The sequence below is a fragment of the Gordonia sihwensis NBRC 108236 genome, from assembly GCF_000333035.1.
GTDB classification, from domain to species: Bacteria; Actinomycetota; Actinomycetes; order Mycobacteriales; family Mycobacteriaceae; genus Gordonia; species Gordonia sihwensis.
The window spans coordinates 1-18,427 of record NZ_BANU01000013.1; the positions used below are offsets into that span (position 1 = coordinate 1).

General features: G+C 69.1%; 16 protein-coding genes. 13 read left to right on the plus strand and 3 right to left on the minus strand.

Annotation, left to right across the window (positions count from 1 at the left end):
* The 5 genes from infB to GSI01S_RS08945 form a co-directional block, all read left to right on the plus strand.
* A partial coding sequence (infB, locus tag GSI01S_RS08925) for a translation initiation factor IF-2 (protein WP_006896215.1) occupies positions 1 to 1,950 on the plus strand: 1,950 nt, incomplete at its 5' end.
* Between the two features lie 3 nt (positions 1,951 to 1,953).
* Entirely contained in the window at positions 1,954 to 2,424 is a 471-nt protein-coding gene (gene rbfA, locus GSI01S_RS08930; protein ID WP_006896216.1) for a 30S ribosome-binding factor RbfA, read from the plus strand.
* On the plus strand, positions 2,421 to 3,383 hold the full coding sequence (locus GSI01S_RS08935; protein ID WP_006896217.1) for a DHH family phosphoesterase: 963 nt from the start codon (positions 2,421 to 2,423) through the stop codon (positions 3,381 to 3,383). Before rbfA ends, GSI01S_RS08935 begins: the two co-directional genes overlap by 4 nt.
* A gap of 15 nt (positions 3,384 to 3,398) precedes the next feature.
* Positions 3,399 to 4,673, plus strand: a complete 1,275-nt coding sequence (locus GSI01S_RS08940; protein WP_006896218.1) for an MATE family efflux transporter — start codon at positions 3,399 to 3,401, stop codon at positions 4,671 to 4,673.
* A gap of 45 nt (positions 4,674 to 4,718) precedes the next feature.
* Positions 4,719 to 5,600 (plus strand): type IV toxin-antitoxin system AbiEi family antitoxin domain-containing protein, encoded by an 882-nt coding sequence (locus GSI01S_RS08945; RefSeq protein ID WP_006896219.1) that lies wholly within the window; start codon positions 4,719 to 4,721, stop codon positions 5,598 to 5,600.
* Between the two features lie 53 nt (positions 5,601 to 5,653).
* Here GSI01S_RS08945 and GSI01S_RS08950 read toward each other — a convergent pair whose 3' ends face one another.
* The gene (locus GSI01S_RS08950) at positions 5,654 to 6,109 is read right to left on the minus strand and encodes a GNAT family N-acetyltransferase (protein ID WP_006896220.1); all 456 of its coding nucleotides are present in this window, start codon (positions 6,107 to 6,109) and stop codon (positions 5,654 to 5,656) included.
* Positions 6,110 to 6,198: 89 nt separating this feature from the next.
* Here GSI01S_RS08950 and GSI01S_RS08955 point away from each other — a divergent pair, with 89 nt between their 5' ends.
* Genes GSI01S_RS08955 through truB form a run of 3 tightly spaced genes read left to right on the plus strand, consistent with a single transcriptional unit; the run spans position 6,199 to position 8,766 of the window.
* On the plus strand, positions 6,199 to 7,194 hold the full coding sequence (locus tag GSI01S_RS08955) for a metallophosphoesterase family protein (protein ID WP_039867345.1): 996 nt from the start codon (positions 6,199 to 6,201) through the stop codon (positions 7,192 to 7,194).
* Positions 7,191 to 7,865: a 4'-phosphopantetheinyl transferase family protein gene (locus tag GSI01S_RS08960; protein ID WP_006896222.1), complete on the plus strand. Its 675-nt coding sequence runs from the start codon at positions 7,191 to 7,193 to the stop codon at positions 7,863 to 7,865. Before GSI01S_RS08955 ends, GSI01S_RS08960 begins: the two co-directional genes overlap by 4 nt.
* Position 7,866: 1 nt before the next feature.
* Positions 7,867 to 8,766 carry a tRNA pseudouridine(55) synthase TruB gene (truB, locus tag GSI01S_RS08965; RefSeq protein WP_006896223.1) on the plus strand — a complete coding sequence of 300 codons (900 nt, stop codon included), beginning with the start codon at positions 7,867 to 7,869 and terminating at the stop codon, positions 8,764 to 8,766.
* Positions 8,767 to 9,284: 518 nt separating this feature from the next.
* Here the strand turns inward: truB and GSI01S_RS08970 are convergent.
* Positions 9,285 to 9,965: a metal-dependent transcriptional regulator gene (locus GSI01S_RS08970; RefSeq protein WP_006896224.1), complete on the minus strand. Its 681-nt coding sequence runs from the start codon at positions 9,963 to 9,965 to the stop codon at positions 9,285 to 9,287.
* A gap of 58 nt (positions 9,966 to 10,023) precedes the next feature.
* Between GSI01S_RS08970 and GSI01S_RS08975 the strand changes: the two genes are divergently transcribed.
* The 5 genes from GSI01S_RS08975 to GSI01S_RS08995 all read left to right on the plus strand — a co-directional run bounded on the left by GSI01S_RS08975 (position 10,024) and on the right by GSI01S_RS08995 (position 16,205).
* Positions 10,024 to 10,986, plus strand: a complete 963-nt coding sequence (locus GSI01S_RS08975; RefSeq protein ID WP_081598100.1) for a bifunctional riboflavin kinase/FAD synthetase — start codon at positions 10,024 to 10,026, stop codon at positions 10,984 to 10,986.
* A 154-nt stretch (positions 10,987 to 11,140) separates the two neighbouring features.
* Positions 11,141 to 11,410 (plus strand): 30S ribosomal protein S15, encoded by a 270-nt coding sequence (rpsO, locus tag GSI01S_RS08980; protein WP_006896227.1) that lies wholly within the window; start codon positions 11,141 to 11,143, stop codon positions 11,408 to 11,410.
* 424 nt (positions 11,411 to 11,834) lie between these two features.
* Entirely contained in the window at positions 11,835 to 14,102 is a 2,268-nt protein-coding gene (locus tag GSI01S_RS08985; RefSeq protein WP_006896228.1) for a polyribonucleotide nucleotidyltransferase, read from the plus strand.
* A gap of 179 nt (positions 14,103 to 14,281) precedes the next feature.
* Complete coding sequence (locus GSI01S_RS08990; RefSeq protein WP_006896229.1) at positions 14,282 to 15,523, plus strand: sensor histidine kinase; 1,242 nt, start codon at positions 14,282 to 14,284, stop codon at positions 15,521 to 15,523.
* A gap of 43 nt (positions 15,524 to 15,566) precedes the next feature.
* Complete coding sequence (locus GSI01S_RS08995) at positions 15,567 to 16,205, plus strand: response regulator (RefSeq protein WP_039867346.1); 639 nt, start codon at positions 15,567 to 15,569, stop codon at positions 16,203 to 16,205.
* A gap of 34 nt (positions 16,206 to 16,239) precedes the next feature.
* Here GSI01S_RS08995 and GSI01S_RS09000 read toward each other — a convergent pair whose 3' ends face one another.
* A complete protein-coding gene (locus tag GSI01S_RS09000; protein WP_006896231.1) occupies positions 16,240 to 18,282 on the minus strand; it encodes a neutral/alkaline non-lysosomal ceramidase N-terminal domain-containing protein in 2,043 nt (680 codons plus the stop codon).
* Positions 18,283 to 18,427: the final 145 nt, after the last annotated feature.

Here is an 18,427-nt window from a genome sequence, read left to right on the forward strand (position 1 = left end):
GGCGGTGGCGGCGGCGGTCGTGGCCGCGGCGGAACCGCGGGAGCGTTCGGTCGCCCCGGCGGCGCACCCCGCAAGGGACGCAAGTCGAAGCGTCAGAAGCGGCAAGAGTACGACTCGATGCGCGCACCCGAGGTCGGCGGCGTCCGGTTGCCTCACGGCAACGGCGAGGTCATCCGCCTCGCTCGCGGCGCCTCGCTCTCGGACTTCGCGGACAAGATCAACGCCAACCCGGCTTCGCTGGTCCAGGCGCTGTTCAACCTCGGCGAGATGGTCACCGCGACCGAGTCGGTCAACGACGAGACGCTGGAGTTGCTCGGCGGCGAGATGAACTACGTCGTCCAGGTCGTGAGCCCGGAGGACGAGGATCGTGAGCTCCTGGAGAGCTTCGACCTGACCTACGGCGAAGACGAGGGCGGCGAAGAGGACCTCGCGCAGCGTCCGCCGGTGGTCACCGTCATGGGTCACGTCGACCACGGCAAGACCCGACTGCTCGACACCATCCGCAAGGAGAACGTCGGCGCGGGTGAGGCCGGCGGCATCACGCAGCACATCGGCGCGTACCAGGTGAACACTCACCTGAACGACGAGGACCGGTTGATCACCTTCATCGACACCCCGGGTCACGAGGCGTTCACCGCCATGCGTGCCCGCGGTGCGAAGGCCACCGACATCGCGATCCTCGTGGTGGCGGCCGACGACGGCGTCATGCCGCAGACGGTGGAAGCCGTCAACCACGCGCAGGCGGCCGACGTGCCGATCGTCGTGGCGGTCAACAAGATCGACAAGGAGGGCGCGGACCCGGCCAAGATCCGCGGACAGCTGACCGAGTACGGCCTGGTTCCCGAGGAGTACGGCGGCGACACCATGTTCGTCGACATCTCGGCCAAGCAGGGGCTGAACATCGACCAGCTGCTGGAGGCGGTCCTGCTGACCGCCGACGCCTCGCTCGATCTGCGGGCGAACCCGGACATGGACGCTCAGGGTGTCGCCATCGAGGCGCACCTCGACCGCGGCCGCGGCCCGGTCGCGACCGTCCTCATCCAGCGCGGCACCCTGCGCGTCGGCGACTCGATCGTCGCCGGCGACGCATACGGCCGCGTCCGTCGGATGGTCGACGAGCACGGCGACGACGTCGAAGAGGCGCTGCCGTCGCGTCCGGTGCAGGTGATCGGCTTCACTTCGGTTCCGGGTGCGGGCGACAACCTCCTGGTGGTCGAAGAAGACCGCATCGCCCGGCAGATCGCCGACCGCCGCAATGCGCGCAAGCGCAATGCGCTGGCGGCACGCAGTCGCAAGCGGATCAGCCTCGAGGATCTGGATTCGGCGCTCAAGGAGACCAGTCAGCTCAACCTGATCCTGAAGGGCGACAACTCGGGTACCGTCGAGGCGCTCGAAGAGGCGCTCCTTCAGATCGAGATCGACGACGAGGTCTCGCTGCGGGTCATCGACCGCGGTGTCGGTGGCATCACCGAGACCAACGTCAACCTGGCCGCGGCGTCGGATGCGATCATCATCGGATTCAATGTCCGCGCGGAGGGCAAGGCCACCGAGCTGGCCAACCGCGAGGGCGTGGAGATCCGGTACTACTCGGTCATCTACAAGGCGATCGAGGAGATCGAGGCCGCGCTCAAGGGCATGCTCAAGCCGATCTACGAGGAGTCCGAGCTGGGCCGGGCGGAGATCCGTGCGATCTTCAAGTCGTCCAAGGTCGGCAACATCGCCGGTTGCCTCGTGCAGTCGGGCATCATGCGGCGCAATGCCAAGGCACGCCTGCTGCGCGACAACGCGGTGGTCGCCGACAACCTCACGATCAGCTCGCTCAAGCGTGAGAAGGACGACGCGACCGAGGTCCGCGAAGGCTACGAGTGCGGTCTGACGCTGACCTACGGCGACATCAAGGTCGGCGACGTGATCGAGGCCTTCGAGATGGTCGAAAAGGCACGGGACTAGGTCATGGCAGATCCTGCACGGGCCGCTCGGCTCGCCAAACGGATCACCACCATCGTCGCCTCGGCGATCGGTGGGGAGATCAAGGACCCGCGCCTGGCTCATGTGACGATCACCGATTGCCGGGTCACCGGCGATCTGCACGACGCCACCGTGTTCTACACGGTGCTGGGCGACTCGGTGGATGCCGAGCCGAACGTGGCGGAAGCGGCGGCCGGTCTGGCCGCCGCGACCGGCGTGCTCCGGTCGAAGGTCGGCGCCGGCACCGGAGTCCGGTTCACCCCCACTCTGCGGTTCGAACTCGACACGGTGCCGGACGCGACGCGTGCGATGGACGAGCTCCTCGCCCGCGCCCGCGCCCGGGACGAGTCGGTGGCCCGCGCCGCGCGCAATGCGCGGCCGGCGGGCGACGTCGACCCGTATCGGCACGACGAGGAAGAGTCCGCGTCGGACGAATCCGGGGGCGCGCTCGGGTGAATCCCGCTTCGAGCGACTCCGTGGCTGCCACGCTGCTCGGCGCCGATTCGGTGTCGATCATCAGCCACGTCCGTCCGGACGCCGACACCATCGGCAGTGCACTGGGACTCGGGCTGGCGCTCACGGGGCTGGGGAAACGCGTGCACTGCGCGTTCTCCGGTCCCGAGGCGCTGCCCGGTCCGCTGCGCGAACTGCCGGGAGTAGACCTGCTCGTGGACGAGGCGGGGCTGCCCGTCGCCGATGTGACGGTGGCGGTCGACGCGGCCACCGTCGAACGTCTCGGCGGGCTGGAGCAGGTCTTCACCTCCGGAAGCACCACCGTCTGCATCGACCACCACGTCTCCAATCCGGGATTCGCGGATCTGGATCTGGTGGACCCGCAGTCCGATTGCACGGCGTCGATCGTGCTCCGGGTGATCGATCGGCTCGGCGCGAGCCTCACCGCGGACATCGCGACCTGCCTGTACGCGGGCCTGGTGACTGATACGGGCTCGTTCAAATGGGCGCGGCCCGCGTCGTTCGGTGTGGCGGCACGACTCCTCGAGGCCGGTGTCGACGGTCCGCGGTGGAGCCGTCTCCTCCTCGACGCCCACCCGTACTCGTGGCTGCAGATGCTCTCGGAGGTGCTCGCCGATTCCGTGCTCGATGAAGGCGCACTGGACGGGCGCGGACTGGTGTACGCGGTCGTGAACGCCGATCAGATGTCGGATATGAACTGGGACGAGTCGGAGAGCGTCATCGACGTCGTGCGCACTGCGCGGGAGGCCGAGGTGGCAGCCGTCTTCAAAGAGGTGCGGGCGGGCGAATGGACCGTGTCGCTGCGGAGCAAGACCGACGTCGACGTGGTGCCGATCGCGAGGTCGCTCGGCGGTGGCGGCCACGTGCGTGCGGCCGGGTACAGCGACACCGGAGACGCGGCAGAGGTCGTCGGGCATCTGCTCGCCGCCCTGCGCAGGTGATCGGCGGCGTCGAGAGTGCTGAGACTCGCCGGGTCGGCACTGGTGGTGCTCATCGCGCCGCCGCTGTACCTGATGCTCGATCTGGCCGTGGTCGGCCGCCTCGGCGCGACCGAACTCGCGGCCCTGACCGTGGCGACGCTGGTCCTGTCGGTCATCAGCACTCAGCTGACCTTCCTCTCCTATGGAACCACCGCGCGGTCGGCGCGCGCCTTCGGTGCGGGTGATCGACGCCGGGCCGTCGACGAGGGAGTGCAGGCGAGCTGGATCGCGGTGGGCGTGGGGGCGGCGATCGTCGTCGTCGCGTGGCTCCTGGCGCCCGCGGTCACCGGCGCGCTGGTGCCCGACCACCAGGTCGCGGCCGAAGCGGCGTCCTGGTTGCGCATCGCCGTGTTCGGCGTGCCGCTGATCCTTCTGGCGATGGCCGGCAACGGTTGGATGCGCGGAGTGCAGGACACCCGGCGGCCGGTGTATTTCGTGGTCGCGGGACTGGCCGTGGCCGCCGTGCTCTGCGTCGGTCTGGTGCACGGGGTCGGCGGACTCCCGCGACTCGGCCTGCAGGGCAGCGCCTGGGCGAATCTGGTGGGGCAGTCGCTGACGGGGATCGCCTTCGCGGTCCGGCTGATCGGCGAGAGTCGTGGCCGGCTGCGCCCCGACTGGCCGGTGATCCGCGCCCAGCTGACGATGGCCCGCGATCTGGTGCTGCGGAGCCTGTCGTTTCAGGTGTGCTTCATCTCCGCGGCGGCTGTGGCCGCGCGCTTCGGCGTCGCGCAGGTGGCCGCGCATCAGGTGGTACTGCAGCTGTGGGAGTTCAGCTCGCTGCTGCTCGACTCGCTGGCGATCGCGGCTCAGCAACTCGTGGGCGCGGCGCTGGGCGCGGGTGCGTTCCGGGTGGCCCGGCGTGCGGCGACGCGGGCCACCGCCGTGTCGGTGGGGATCTCGGTTCTTCTCGCCGCCGTGCTGGCGGCCGGGGTCGCGGTGATTCCGCGGATCTTCACCGACGATGCGGCGATCCTTGACGCGATGCGCACGCCGTGGTGGTTCTTCGTCGCGATGCTGCCGATCGCTGGCGCGGTGTTCGCGCTCGACGGTGTGCTGCTGGGCAGCGGCGACGCCGCATTCCTCCGGACGGCGACTCTCGCGGGCGCGCTCGGCGCGTTCCTGCCGCTGATCTGGCTGTCGTGGGCCTTCGACTGGGGGCTGGCGGGAATCTGGAGCGGACTGCTCGCGTTCATGTGCACTCGACTCGCCGCGGTGGTGTGGCGGGTGCGCAGCGGCGCGTGGGTGAAGTAGTCGTGTCGGTGGAACCGAGGAGCGTGCCGCTGCGTCCAATAGGACATGGGGGACTCGGGCGCGCTGGCCGCGTTGATCGCTGAACAGGATGGACTCATCACCTCGGCGCAGGCACTCCGGGCCGGTCTCTCCCGCAAGGAGATCCGCGGCCGACTGGACCGGCGGGAGTGGTGCGCGCTCGTCCGCGGAATCTATCGATCGAGTTCGCATCCGCTGACTGAGAGCCTGTTGGTCCGCGCAGCGGTGGCCGCGCACCATGGCGTGGCTGACCGCACCACGGCGGCTTGGTGGCACGGAATGCTCGATGCCCTGGCGTATCCGTTGACCGTCGCGACAGCCAACACGACCACCGCCGACCGGTGGTCGCTCGGCCCGCTGGGCCTCACTCGTCGGCACTACGACGATGCGGACCTGACCACGGTCCGCGGGCTCCGCGTGACCACGCCGCCGGCGACGGTGGTGTTCGGCGCGGCAGCGATGCCGGACGGTGGTCGATTCCTCGACCGGGCGCTGCAGCGCGGTGTCGTCACAGTCACCGAACTCGAGGCCGTCGTCGAGCGCTACGCGGGCAGTCGCGGGATAGGTGAGGCACGGCGGCTCGTGCGCATCGCCTCGCAGGACTCGGAGTCAGAGGCCGAACGGCTCTTCGTACGTCTGCTTCGAGAGGCGGGCGTCACCGGGTGGGTGCAGCAGCTCCGATTCGGACGGTGGCGTATCGACTTCGGCTGGCCCGATCTCCGCGTCGCGATCGAGATCGACGGACTGGCCTTCCACTACCAGCATGACCGGTTCCAGGCGGACCGGGCGAAATACAACGCGCTCGACGCCGCCGGGTGGCGCAAGAAGGTGTACACCTGGCACGACCTGACGGATCGGCCGGGAGAGGTCGTGGACGAAGTGCTCGAGATGCTCAACGCGCGGGTATGACCTCACCGCGATGAATCTGTGCCCGCACCGGGCGCAGATTCATCGCAGCCGGATCACTCCTCGGCGACGACCGGCTGATACTGCGGGAAACGCTTGAGGAACGACTGCACGTACGTGCACACCGGGACGATCTTCGTGCCCTGCGCGGAGAGTTCGTCGAGCACCGAGGCGACGAGCAACCGAGCGAAGCCCGCCCGGCCGTACTTCTCGGTGACGACGGTGTGGAGCAGGACGAGGGTGTGCTCGTCGCGGCGTTCGTAGCCCTCCACTCCGACGAGTTCATCACCCGACCAGAGCTCGTAGCGGTCCCGATCGGGAAAGTTGCGCAGTGTCGGCGCCGGAGTGAGCTCGACCGTCGGCGGCGGAACGGGGACTGATGCGGTCATGTCGTCGACGCTACTACCGGATCGGTGCAGGTCGACGCCGCCACGCCCCAAGCGTGCCACTCCCGGTGACCGCTCAGCGGTGATCACGGAGACGAACTGCGGCACCGTGAATTCGGCGATCACCGCGCCCACCTTCTCGCCGAGGACGTCGTCGCCGGTGTGGAGCCGAAGCCGGGTTCGTCGCCGAGCGGGCTCGTGGCACCATGGTCCCCATGCCAACGCTCTGGGCGGTCAGCGACCTGCACGTCTCACACCGCGGCAACGAGGCGATCCTCGATCGGATCAAGCCGGCCGAACCGGGGGACTGGCTGATCGTCGCGGGCGACGTCGCCGAGCGCACCGACGACATCATCGACACCCTCCGCCGGCTCAAGAACAGATTCCGCACGGTGGTGTGGGTGCCCGGGAACCATGAGCTGTACACCACGGCCAAGGACCCGCTCCAGGTGTTCGGCGTCGCACGGTACGACTACCTCGTGCAGGCCTGCCGTGATCTCGGCGTAGTGACTCCCGAGGACCGGTATCCGCTGTTCGATCCCGGGGACGGGACACCGCCGGTCCGGGTGGTGCCGATGTTCCTGCTCTACGACTACACGTTCCGGCCGGAGGGCACCTCGACGGCGCTGCAGGCGCTCGCCGTCGCACGCGAGGCGAACGTCGTCGCCACCGACGAATTCCTCCTCTCGCCCGAACCGTTCGGCACGCGCGACGCCTGGGGGCGCGCCCGGATCGAGGCCACGCGGTCGCGACTGGAGGCGCTCGACCCCGCCGAGAAGACCGTGCTGATCAACCATTGGCCGCTGCGGCGGGAACCGTGCGATGCGCTGATGTATCCCGAGTTCGCGCTCTGGTGCGGCTCAGAGCTCACCGCGGACTGGCACACGCGATTCAACGCGGCCTGCTGCGTATACGGACATCTGCACATCCCGAGGACCACGTGGTACGACGACGTGCGCTTCGAGGAGGTGTCGGTGGGATATCCGCGTGAGTGGAGCAGACGCGGGTTGCCGTCGCCGCTGCTGCGGAAGATCGCACCGGACGAGGGACTGCATCCGGCGGATCTCAACGAGTTCGGCGCCCGGTTCGACCTGCCGCCGGACTACCGGGAGCGTGCCGCCGAGTTCCGGGCGCGAGTGGAGCGCACCCGCGCCCGCCGTGCTGAAGCAGAGAAGGACAGGGCCGAGAAGAACAGGAAGGACGGTCGATGATCTACGACCTCATGCCCGCGGGAGTCGGGACCGCCGAGTCGTTCGGCGACCCCGAGGGGCTCACCGTGCTTCCCGCCGAGGAGGCGTTGATCGCCAAGGCCGTGGAGAAGCGCCGCCGGGAGTTCACCACCGCCCGGCACTGCGCACGGCAGGCGCTGGGGCAGTTGGGAGTCGCGCCGGTGCCGATCCTGCGCGGTGACCGCGGGATGCCGCTGTGGCCGCGTCAGGTGGTCGGCAGCCTGACGCACTGCGACGGCTACCGTGCGGCCGTCGCGGCCTATTCGATGCAGGTTCGCTCGCTGGGTATCGATGCCGAACCGCATCAGGCCCTGCCCGACGGCGTCCTCGACCACACCAGCATCGAGGCCGAACGCGAGGTCCTCGCCGACCGGGACCACGACCTGCACTGGGACCGGCTCCTGTTCTGCGCCAAGGAAGCCACCTACAAGGCCTGGTTTCCGCTCACCGAGCGGTGGCTGGGGTTCGAGGACGCGCACATCACGTTCGAGCGAGACGACTCGATTGGCACCGCCGGCGCCCCTGCGGGTACTTTCACCTCGACCATCCTGATCGACGGAGCGGTGATCGACGGCGGACCGCCGCTGCTGACGCTGCCCGGCCGCTGGCAGATCTCCCGCGGTTTGATCCTCACCACGATTGCACTCACCTGACATGGCAGACGCCTCCATCGAGAACGCCGGACTCCTCGTCGTAGACAAGGCCGCCGGCATCACCAGCCACGACGTGGTGGCCAAGTGCCGCAAGGCGTTCAACACCCGTCGCGTCGGACACGCGGGCACCCTCGACCCGATGGCGACCGGGGTTCTCGTCATCGGCATCGAACGCGCGACCAAGCTGCTCGGGCTGCTCTCGCTCACCACCAAGTCGTACGCTGCGACCATCCGGCTGGGGCAGTCGACGTCGACCGACGACGCCGAGGGCGAGGTCATCGAATCGCGGGACGCCTCGGGGGTCCGCGACGAGGAGATCGCGGCGGTCGTCGCGTCGCTCACCGGCGACATCGAGCAGGTGCCCGCCAAGGTCAGCGCGATCAAGGTCGACGGTCGTCGCGCCCACGCGCTCGTCCGCACCGGGGCCGAGTTCGAACTGCAGGCGCGGCCGGTCACCGTCGACCGTTTCGACGTGGTCGATACTCGCCGGGACGGCGAGTTCATCGACCTCGACGTCGAGGTCGACTGCTCGTCGGGCACCTATATCCGTTCTCTGGCAAGGGATCTCGGTGCCGCGCTCGGCGTCGGCGGGCACCTGACGGCGCTGCGACGCACCGCCGTCGGGCCGTTCACCCTGGAGCACTCGCGAACGATGGCCGATGTCGACGAGAATCCCGGTTTGAGCCTCGGCATCGACGACGCGGCCAAGTTGTGCTTCCCGCATCGCGCGATCTCCGACGACGAGGCCGAGTCGATCAGCCAGGGCCGCTGGCTGGAGCCGGTGGGCATGAAGGGCATCTACACGGTCGTCGATCCGCGCGGGCAGGCCATCGCTCTCGTGCAGGAGAAGGGCAAGCGCGCGAGTTCGGTGATGGTCGTGCGACCGGCGACGCTGCGCTGAGGGCGGCCGAAGGTCTGGTCAGGTCCGCCAGAGGGGGCAGGCAGGCTCATCGAGTAGCGAGCGCATCGAGACTCGAGTCTGAACGTGGTGCGGGTCTCGATAGGCCGCGGCGCTGCGCGCCGGGGCTACTCGAGGAGCCTGTCGGGAGGGTGGTTTCAGGCAGGCTCATCGAGTAGCGAGCGCATCGAGACTCGAGTGTGAACGTGGTGCGGGTCTCGATAGGCCGCGGCGCTGCGCGCCGGGGCTACCTCGACGAGCCTGTCGGGAGGGGGTTTCTGGCAGGCTCATCGAGTAGTCCGCGAACGTAGTGAGCGAGCGTATCGAGATTCGAGTGTGAACGTGGTGCGGGTCTCGATAGGCCGCGGCGCTGCGCGCCGGGGCTACCTCGACGAGTCTGTCGGGAGGGGGTTTCTGGCAGGCTCATCGAGTAGTCCGCGAACGTAGTGAGCGAGCGTATCGAGATTCGAGTGTGAACGTGGTGCGGGTCTCGATAGGCCGCGGCGCTGCGCGCCGGCATCTCAGCCGTCGACGAAGATCGCGCGGGCGGCGATGTCACCGAGATGGATCGGGTCCGAATCGTCGACGCAGACGGTGATGGTGCCGGCGAACGAGCGCTTCTCGGTGACCCGCACCCGGCAGTCGAGATTGACGCCGATCTCCTCGAAGTACCGCAGCATCTCCGGATCCGAGTCGGAGATGCGGGTGATGACCCCGGTCTGGTCCACGTCGAGGTCGGCCAGCTGCACGGCGCCGGCCTCGGGCACGGTGCCGTCGGACGCCGGGATCGGGTCGCCGTGCGGGTCGCGCTTCGGGTGGCCCAGCTTGGCGTCGATGTGCGCCAGCAACTGCTCGGAGACCGCGTGTTCGAGGATCTCGGCCTCGGCGTGCACCTCGTCCCAGCGATAGCCGAGTTCTCGGACGAGGAAGGTCTCGAGCAGGCGGTGCCGCCGGACCATGCCGACGGCGGCCACCCGCCCCGTATCGGTCAGGGTCACCGCGCCGTAGGGCGCATGGTCCACGAGACCTTGATCGGCCAGTTTCCGAATACCCTCCGACGCGGTGGACGGTGAGACGCCGAGCTTCTCGGCCAGCAACTTCGTGGTGACCTTCGTGTCCGACCACTCCTGCGAGGTCCAAATCACTTTCAGATAGTCCTGGGTTACCGAGGTGAGTTCGTTCACCGGGCGAGAGTCGGGCATGCGTACGACCTTACCCACCGAACGCGCAGCGGCTGCTGGCGAGTCGTAGGCTTAGCGTGTGTTGCGTTGGCGAGGTTTGGACGACATCCCTGCGGGCTGGGGCCGATGCGTGGTCACGATCGGCGTGTTCGACGGAATCCATCGCGGGCACGCGCAGTTGGTCGCCGCCGCCACGAAGGCGGCGGCCGAGCGCGGTGTGCCCTCGGTGCTGATGACCTTCGACCCGCACCCGTCGTCGGTGGTGCGGTCGGGTGCTTACCCGCCGCAGTTGTCGACGCTGCGGCGGCGTGCCGATCTCGCCGAGGAGATGGGGATCGACGTGTTCTGCGTGATCCCGTTCTCCGCGACCCTCGCGGCCCAGTCGCCGGAGGATTTCGTGCACTCGGTCCTCGTCGAGGAACTGCACGCGGCCGAGGTGGTGGTCGGCGACAACTTCACCTTCGGCCACAAGGCGCTCGGCGACGTGCCCAAACTGCGCGAACTGGGGGAGCGGTTCGGCTTCGAGGTCACCGCGATCTCCCTGTTCGGTGAGCATGCCGTGACCTTCTCGTCCACCTACATCCGGTCGTGCATCGCGGCGGGCGACGTGGAACTGGCCGCCGAGGCGCTCGGCCGGCCGCACCGTGTGGAAGGCGTCGTGGTGCACGGCGAACGACGGGGCCGCGACCTGGGGTTCCCGACCGCCAACGTCGCGCCGCCCGAGCACACCGCGATCCCCGGCGACGGCGTGTACGCGGCATGGTTCACCGTGCTCGACAGCGCCACGCAGCCCGACGGGGTCACCATCGGCCGGCGGTACCCGGCCGCGGTCTCGGTGGGCACCAACCCGACCTTCTCCGGCAGAGTCCGCACGGTGGAGGCCTACGTGCTGGATGTGGAGGCCGACCTCTACGGTCAGCATGTGGCGGTCGACTTCGTCGCACGGCTGCGCGGCATGGAGCCCTTCGACAGCGTCGACGCACTGATCGCGGAGATGAACAACGACGTCGAGCGCACGCGGACCCTGCTGCGGGCGGAGTGACCCGCCCGAGCGCTCCATGTGCCGGCGCTGATTTCCGGTCGGGGACCGAGCGCTGGTAGTCTTGGCCGCCGGTGTCAGCTGCGGTCCGTGGTGGCGCACCCCCTGCCGGTTGCAGGGCCTGGAGCACGGAACTGAAAAATCAAGGAGATCTCTCATGGCTCTGACCGCCGAAGAGAAGAAGGCCATCCTCAGCGAGTACGGTCTGCACGAGACCGACACCGGTTCGCCGGAGGCGCAGGTCGCCCTGCTGACCAAGCGCATCACCGATCTGACCGAGCACCTCAAGTTCCACAAGCACGACCACCACAGCCGTCGTGGTCTGCTGCTGCTCGTCGGTCGCCGTCGCCGCCTGCTCAAGTACGTCGCGAGCGTCGACATCAACCGCTACCGCTCGCTGATCGAGCGCCTGGGTCTGCGTCGCTGACGCCCCCTGATTGCTTCTGTGGCCGTCGTTCCCACGCGGAACGGCGGCCACAGCTGTCTGTCGGGCACGGCGGCATCGGGATTCGCCGGCGAGGACGCCGCGGACACGCCCGACGGTCGCCGCAGACGACAGCCGCCGTCCCAGCAGGGAGAATGTTAGGCTGGTAGCGGACGAAGGCCGCTTGACGGCAGTTCGGTAGTGATCGTCGGATCGGTCCTCGGTAGTGGCCGCCGGAATCCCCAAGCGATTCCGGCCGCTTCGATCGAAGGCCGTCTGCTCACGGCGCAGGTGCGCCGTCCACTTCCGGCGCGAGACTCGCGCCCATCGTCTGTCGGTTCGCCGCGCCTTGCGCGAACCGACCGCTGAATACAGGCCGCAGGCGCCGTCGTGGTGTCGTCGCGGCCGCCACGAAAGGTAAACACTCTTGACTGACGTCAACGCCGACTTCGATGATTCGATCACCGAAGTCTCCGCCGTCATCGACAACGGATCGTTCGGCAAGCGCACGATCCGCTTCGAGACCGGCCGCCTGGCTCTGCAGGCCGCGGGTTCGGTGACCGCGTACCTCGACGAGGGCACGATGATCCTCTCGACGACCACCGCGTCCAAGTCGCCGAAGGAGCACTTCGACTTCTTCCCGCTCACGGTCGACGTCGAGGAGCGCATGTACGCCGCGGGTCGCATCCCCGGCTCGTTCTTCCGCCGCGAGGGCCGCCCGTCGACCGACGCGATCCTCACCTGCCGCCTCATCGACCGTCCGCTGCGTCCGTCGTTCGTCGACGGCCTGCGCAACGAGATCCAGATCGTCGAGACCGTCCTGTCGCTCGACCCCAAGGACCTCTACGACGTGGTCGCGATCAACGCGGCGTCCGCATCCACGCAGATCTCGGGTCTGCCGTTCTCCGGTCCGGTGGGCGCCGTGCGCGTCGCGCTGATCCCGACCGAGCAGAACAAGGCCGGCCAGTGGGTCGCCTTCCCCACCGTCGAGCAGCTCGAGGGCGCGGTCTTCGACATGGTCGTCGCGGGACGCCTGATCGACGGCGGCGACGTCGCGATCATGATGGTCGAGGCCGAGGCCACCGACAACGTCCTCGCGCTGATCGCCGACGGCGCCCAGGCGCCGAGTGAGGCCGTCGTCGCCGAGGGCCTCGAGGCCGCCAAGCCGTTCATCGCCACCCTGTGCGAGGCGCAGAAGCAGCTCGCCGCGGCCGCCGCGAAGGAGACCCGCGAGTTCCCGCTGTTCCCGGCCTACCAGGACGACGCCTACGAGGCGGTCGCCGAGTTCGCCACCACCCGCCTCGGCGAGGCGATGGCGATCGCCGACAAGCAGGAGCGCGACAACGCGACCGACGCACTCAAGGGCGACGTGCTCGAGGCGCTCGGCGAGCGCTTCGAGGGCCGCGAGAGCGAGCTCGGCGCAGCCTACCGGTCGCTGACCAAGAAACTCGTGCGTCAGCGCATCCTCACCGATCACTTCCGCATCGACGGTCGCGGCATCACCGACATCCGTGCGTTGTCCGCCGAGATCGGCGTCGTTCCGCGCGCACACGGCAGCGCGCTGTTCGAGCGTGGCGAGACCCAGATCATGGGCATCACCACCCTGGACATGGTCAAGATGGCCCAGCAGATCGATTCGCTCGGCCCCGAGACCAGCAAGCGGTACATGCACCACTACAACTTCCCGCCGTACTCGACCGGTGAGACCGGCCGCGTGGGTTCGCCCAAGCGCCGCGAGATCGGTCACGGTGCGCTCGCCGAGCGGGCCCTGGTGCCGGTGCTCCCGAGCGTGGAGGAGTTCCCGTACGCGATCCGTCAGGTCTCCGAGGCCCTCGGCTCCAACGGCTCCACCTCGATGGGCTCGGTGTGTGCGTCGACCATCTCGCTGCTGAACGCGGGCGTTCCGCTGAAGGCGCCGGTCGCAGGCATCGCGATGGGCCTCGTCTCCGACGAGGTCACCATCGACGGCAAGACCGAGACCCGCTACGTCGCCCTGACCGACATCCTCGGAGCCGAGGACGCGTTCGGCGACATGGACTTCAAGGTCGCGGGCACCAAGGACTTCGTGACGGCTCTGCAGCTCGACACGAAGCTCGACGGCATCCCCTCCAAGGTCCTGGCCGGTGCGCTGAGCCAGGCCAAGCAGGCCCGTCTCACCATTCTCGACGTGCTGGCCGAGGCCATCGACGAGCCGGACGAGATGAGCCCGTACGCGCCGCGCATCACCACCATCAAGATCCCGATGGACAAGATCGGTGAGCTGATCGGCCCGAAGGGCAAGACGATCAACGGCATCACCGAGGAGACCGGCGCCAACATCTCGATCGAGGACGACGGCACCGTGTTCATCGGCGCCGCAGACGGCCCGTCCGCGCAGGCGGCGATCGACAAGGTCAACGCCATCGCCAACCCGCAGCTGCCGAAGGTCGGCGAGCGCTTCCTGGGCACCGTCGTCAAGACGGCCGCCTTCGGCGCCTTCGTCTCCCTGCTCCCCGGCCGCGACGGACTGGTCCACATCAGCAAGCTGGGCAACGGCAAGCGGATCGGCAAGGTCGAGGACGTGGTCAAGGTCGGCGACAAGCTGCAGGTCGAGATCGCCGACATCGACGAGCGCGGCAAGATCAGCCTCGTTCCGGTGCGCGACGGCGCCGATGCGGCCGAAGCCGCGAAGGACGAGGTCGCGGTCGACGCCTGACGGCGACCGCACCTGTTCGATCTAGACGAGCTCGGCCCGGGACGTGTCATGCGTCCCGGGCCGAGCTCGTCGCGGTAGGCATCCGGTCCGCGCCGGAGTGGGGGTAGTGCGGGCACTACCCCGAAGATTCGCGGCCGCTCCCGTGCCCTGGACCGACGGCGATCGATAGCGTTCTTGCCATGACATCAGACGACGCCTATCGGCTCTCACCCTGGCGAATGCTCTCGGGATCGCCGCTGCGCTTCCTCTTCTCCTCCTACCCGTGGCGCGCGGTGGCGTACACGATCATCTCGCTGGCACTGGGCTGGACGGTGTTCATGGCGTACGTGGTGATCGTGCTGCTCCCGTTCGCTCCCGCCTGGTCGATCCTCTTGGGCCGCATCGAGCGGCAGCGGGTCCGGATGCTCCGGATGGCGGCCATCGCCGACCCGCATCCGGCGGTGACCGGATCGTTCGGCGCCCGCGCGCGAGCCCGACTCGCCGAGCCGGTCACCTGGCGTGAGGTGGTGTACTCGCTGGCGCTGGCGGCCTTCGCTCCGTTGGCGACGCTCGGTCTGCTGATCGCCTGCGTGCTGACCGGCGGATTCGCTGCGGCGCCGCTGGTCGTCGCGGCCGGCGGTCAGATGTCGATCGGGCCGTGGCAGCTGGAGACGCCGCAGGAGGCCTGGCGCGTGGTTCCGGTCGCGCTGCCGTTGTTCATCCTCACCCTGTATCTGTTCGGCGCGGCGGCCGCGATCGTGGCGTCCATCGCGGCCGGGCTGCTCGGTCCGCGAGAAGAGGAACTGGCGGCGCAGGTGGCCGACCTGCGGTCGTCGCGAGGAACGCTCGTCGGATCGTTCGAGGCCGAGCGCCGACGGATCGAGCGCGATCTGCACGACGGTCCGCAGCAGCACCTCGTCGGTGCGGTGATGCACCTCGGCGAGATCGCGCAGGACAGTGACGATCCGGCCACGCGGGCCCATATCGAGACCGCTCAGGCGCGTGTGGAGCGGGCGCTGGCCGAACTGCGCGACACGGTGCGCGGCGTCAATCCACGGGTGCTCGACGACCACGGAGTGGAGGCGGCCTGCGCCGAACTCGGCGGACCGGTCCTGGTCCGGGTGATCCGGGGTCCGGGATGGATACCCGGCCGGCGGCTCCCGGGAGAGACCGAGCGCGCACTGTTCTACACCGCCAGCGAAGCGGTGACGAACGCGGCCAAGCACGGCGGCGCGTCGACGGTGACGATCGAGTTCGCCGAGGCGGCGGGCGTCGTCAGCATGACCGTGACCGACGACGGCTGCGGGGGAGCGGTGCCCGCAGCCGGACGCGGGCTGGCGGGCCTGGTGGAACGGGCGGCGACGATCGGGGCGAGTCTCACCGTCGTCAGCCCGGTCGGCGGGCCGACCGTCCTTCGCTGGTCCGGGTCGGTCCGCGGGTGACCCCGTCGGCGTGCCCGGCGGGCCGTCGGCCACACTGACAGGCGTGAGCGTGCGAATCGTGGTGGCGGAGGACTCGGTGCTGCTGACCGAAGGTCTCGTGCGGATTCTCGAGGGCGCCGGGCACCAGGTGGTCGGCACCGTCGCCGATGCCCCGGCGCTGCGCGAGATCGACGTGGATTCGATCGACCTGCTGATCACGGACGTACGGATGCCGCCCGGTGACGGGGACGACGGCCTGCGGGCGGCGCTCGATCTGCGTCGCCGCCGGCCCGACCTGCCGGTGCTGGTCCTGTCCCAGTACGTGGCGGCGGCCTATGCGCGGCGACTGCTCGGAACCGAAGGCGGGGGTCGGGTCGGCTACCTGCTCAAGGAGCGTGTGGGGCGGATCGCCGACTTCCTCCGGGCGGTCGAGACGGTGTGCGCGGGCGGCGTGGTGGTCGACCCGGAGGTCGTCTCGGCGCTGTTCGCCACCGCCGCGCTCGACCGGCTCTCCCCGCGGGAGTCCCAGGTGCTGGCACTGATGGCGCGGGGTGCGAGCAACTCGGAGATCGCGGCCGCCCTGGTGGTCTCGGACGCCGCGGTCGCCAAACACGTCGCCAACATCTTCCTCAAACTCGACCTGCCCCCGGAGACCGACAACCGCCGGGTGCGCGCGATCCTGCTGTATCTCGCTCAGAGCTGACTTCGCCCGCGAGCCGACGGATCCGCGTGCTGTCTCAGCCGACTTTGATGCGGCCGGTCGCGCCGCTGATCGGGCGGAGCGCTCCCGATGCGCTCTTCACATCGCCGTAGTACCGCACCCGGTAGTCGCCCTCCGCGCCCCGCGGCACACGCCACGTGACGGTCACCTTCGACGCCGACGGGCTGCCGCCGGGACGTTCCCACGTCATCTCGGTGGTCTCATGATCGTCGTCGTAGGCGACGGTCCAGCCGCGGGCGGTGAGCTTCTCGACGGCGAAGTACCCGGTGGTCGATCCGCCACGACGGATCCGGTTGCTCGGGTAGGCGCCGCAGAAGGCCACCCGGAGCGTGGTGCCGGGCTTCGCCGCGGCGGGCACCTTCGAGATCACCTGGCCGAACCGGCGGCCGGGTATCGGGGTGTCGGCGGGCTGTGAGCCCAGTAGATCCGGCTGCAGGCCCGAGGTGTCGGCCGGACGGCGCCCGGCGGCCAGCCGGGTTCCGCGGGCCATCGCCCGCGCCATGGCGTCGAACTCCTGCATGTAGGCGCACAGCGTCCATCGGCCGAACATCGTCTCGCCGCCCTCGTACTGCTGGGCCACGTACTCCTCCGGCGTCACGGTGTACTGGCTGTAGCCGTTCGAGTAGCCCTGCAGCAGGACGTTCTCCAGCGGGACCTTGAGGGCGTCGGCGACGATCCGGCGGATTCGGAGGCCGGCGACGATCGTCGACTCGCTCGGCAATGCGGCGAGCACGAGGTCGCCGATCCGGATCAACTGCACCGGAAGAGTCTGTTCGATCCACGGCCGCGGCGGGAGGATGCCGAGCGGGAACAGAATCGCCTTCGGCGCCTGGTTGTCGACGATCCACGGATCGGGCGTCGGGGCCGTACCGGCGCCGAGCGCCATCGCGAACTCGTTCCGCACGCCCTCGTTGAGGAATCCCAGTTGGCTGCGGGTGTTGTCCTCCTGGCTGGTGGCCGCCGCAGCGGCGCCCATCATGGCGGGTGAGGTGCGAGCCGCCTTGCCGTGCGGTGTGTAGCGGCCGTCGATCGAGACGTTCGCCATGTCGACGTACCGGGTGGCGGAGTCGACACCGCCGGCGGTCATCGGGCGCGCCGCACGGAAGGCCGCCTGCGCGGCCTGATCCTGGCGGCGCCCGATGATGATGCGATTGGCCCGGTGATCGGCGGTCGGACCGCCCGGATGCATCTTGCGCAGCCACAGGTTGGGGCTCATGTCGCCCGCGTTGGTCTGCGCGTGGGCGCTCACGACGTTCGGGTCGCGCTGTTCGGCCAGGTATGCGGCATAGCCCTTGTTGTCGGCACTGATCAGGAAGTTCGCGTCGGTGAGCGAAGTGCCGTGCGTGGCGAACCAGGTGATCTCGCCGATGACGGCTCCGCCGCGGCGCAGGCGGATGGCCGTCACCTGCGGGTCGATGGCGTCGGGGAAGTGCTTGCGGTCGGCGGCGGGATTGAGCTCGAACGCCGGCATCGACCGGTTCGCGCTCGCGTCGTGGAGTTCGGCGTGCCCGAGTTCGACGGTCCCCGGCCCCAGCGAGGCGTGCGCGGCCGCGACGGCGTCGAGCAGCCCGTCGATCTCGGCACGGAAAGAATTGTGCCGATGGCCCCTGGCGGCGAGGACGTAGGCGTAATCCCATGCGGTGCCGCCGCAGGAGTTGTGGTTGTGCGTCGCGTTGATGTTGACGTTCTGCGCGGTGTACGTGGTGCCGTACCGCTTCGCGAGTTCGGCGAGCAAAGTCTGATGGTGTGAGACGAAGACGCACGCGATGTCGGCGGTGATGAACAGGACGCGCTTGCCGGTGGCCGCGTCGGCGATGATGTACGCCCGCGCCCAGGTGCGCTGCAGCAGTCCCTTCGCCACCTGTTCCATGTCGGAGTAGCCCATCATGCCCTGACCGGCGATCGCTCCCGTCATGTCACCCTTGCCCGCGCCGACGAGATAACCCGACGCGGCGGAGGCCGGTCCCGTCTCGCCGAACGATGCGGCGCCGAGCGCCGTCGCCGCGGTGGCCCCTACGGCCGCGGCTTGCAGGAAGGTTCGGCGTGAGACGGAACTCATGGGACTCCTCGTGTGACTGGTGCTTCAGCGCAGATCGGGTGTGACCCTAGCCCGCTGTTGATCGAACGATCAACAGATGGCTCGGGATTGGCGCACGTTACGGCTCGAGCGGCCGGAGCGGTGGGTTCGGGCGCCTTCTAGACTG

Bases quoted from the DNA above. Each gene is read 5' to 3' on its own strand.
- GSI01S_RS09000 (WP_006896231.1), bottom strand. From the start codon at position 18,282: ATGAGTTCCGTCTCACGCCGAACCTTCCTGCAAGCCGCGGCCGTAGGG.
- GSI01S_RS08945 (WP_006896219.1), top strand. From the start codon at position 4,719: ATGGGGGACTCGGGCGCGCTGGCCGCGTTGATCGCTGAACAGGATGGA.
- GSI01S_RS08960 (WP_006896222.1), top strand. From the start codon at position 7,191: ATGATCTACGACCTCATGCCCGCGGGAGTCGGGACCGCCGAGTCGTTC.
- rpsO (WP_006896227.1), top strand. From the start codon at position 11,141: ATGGCTCTGACCGCCGAAGAGAAGAAGGCCATCCTCAGCGAGTACGGT.
- GSI01S_RS08990 (WP_006896229.1), top strand. From the start codon at position 14,282: ATGACATCAGACGACGCCTATCGGCTCTCACCCTGGCGAATGCTCTCG.
- GSI01S_RS08970 (WP_006896224.1), bottom strand. From the start codon at position 9,965: ATGCCCGACTCTCGCCCGGTGAACGAACTCACCTCGGTAACCCAGGAC.
- GSI01S_RS08955 (WP_039867345.1), top strand. From the start codon at position 6,199: ATGCCAACGCTCTGGGCGGTCAGCGACCTGCACGTCTCACACCGCGGC.
- truB (WP_006896223.1), top strand. From the start codon at position 7,867: ATGGCAGACGCCTCCATCGAGAACGCCGGACTCCTCGTCGTAGACAAG.
- rbfA (WP_006896216.1), top strand. From the start codon at position 1,954: ATGGCAGATCCTGCACGGGCCGCTCGGCTCGCCAAACGGATCACCACC.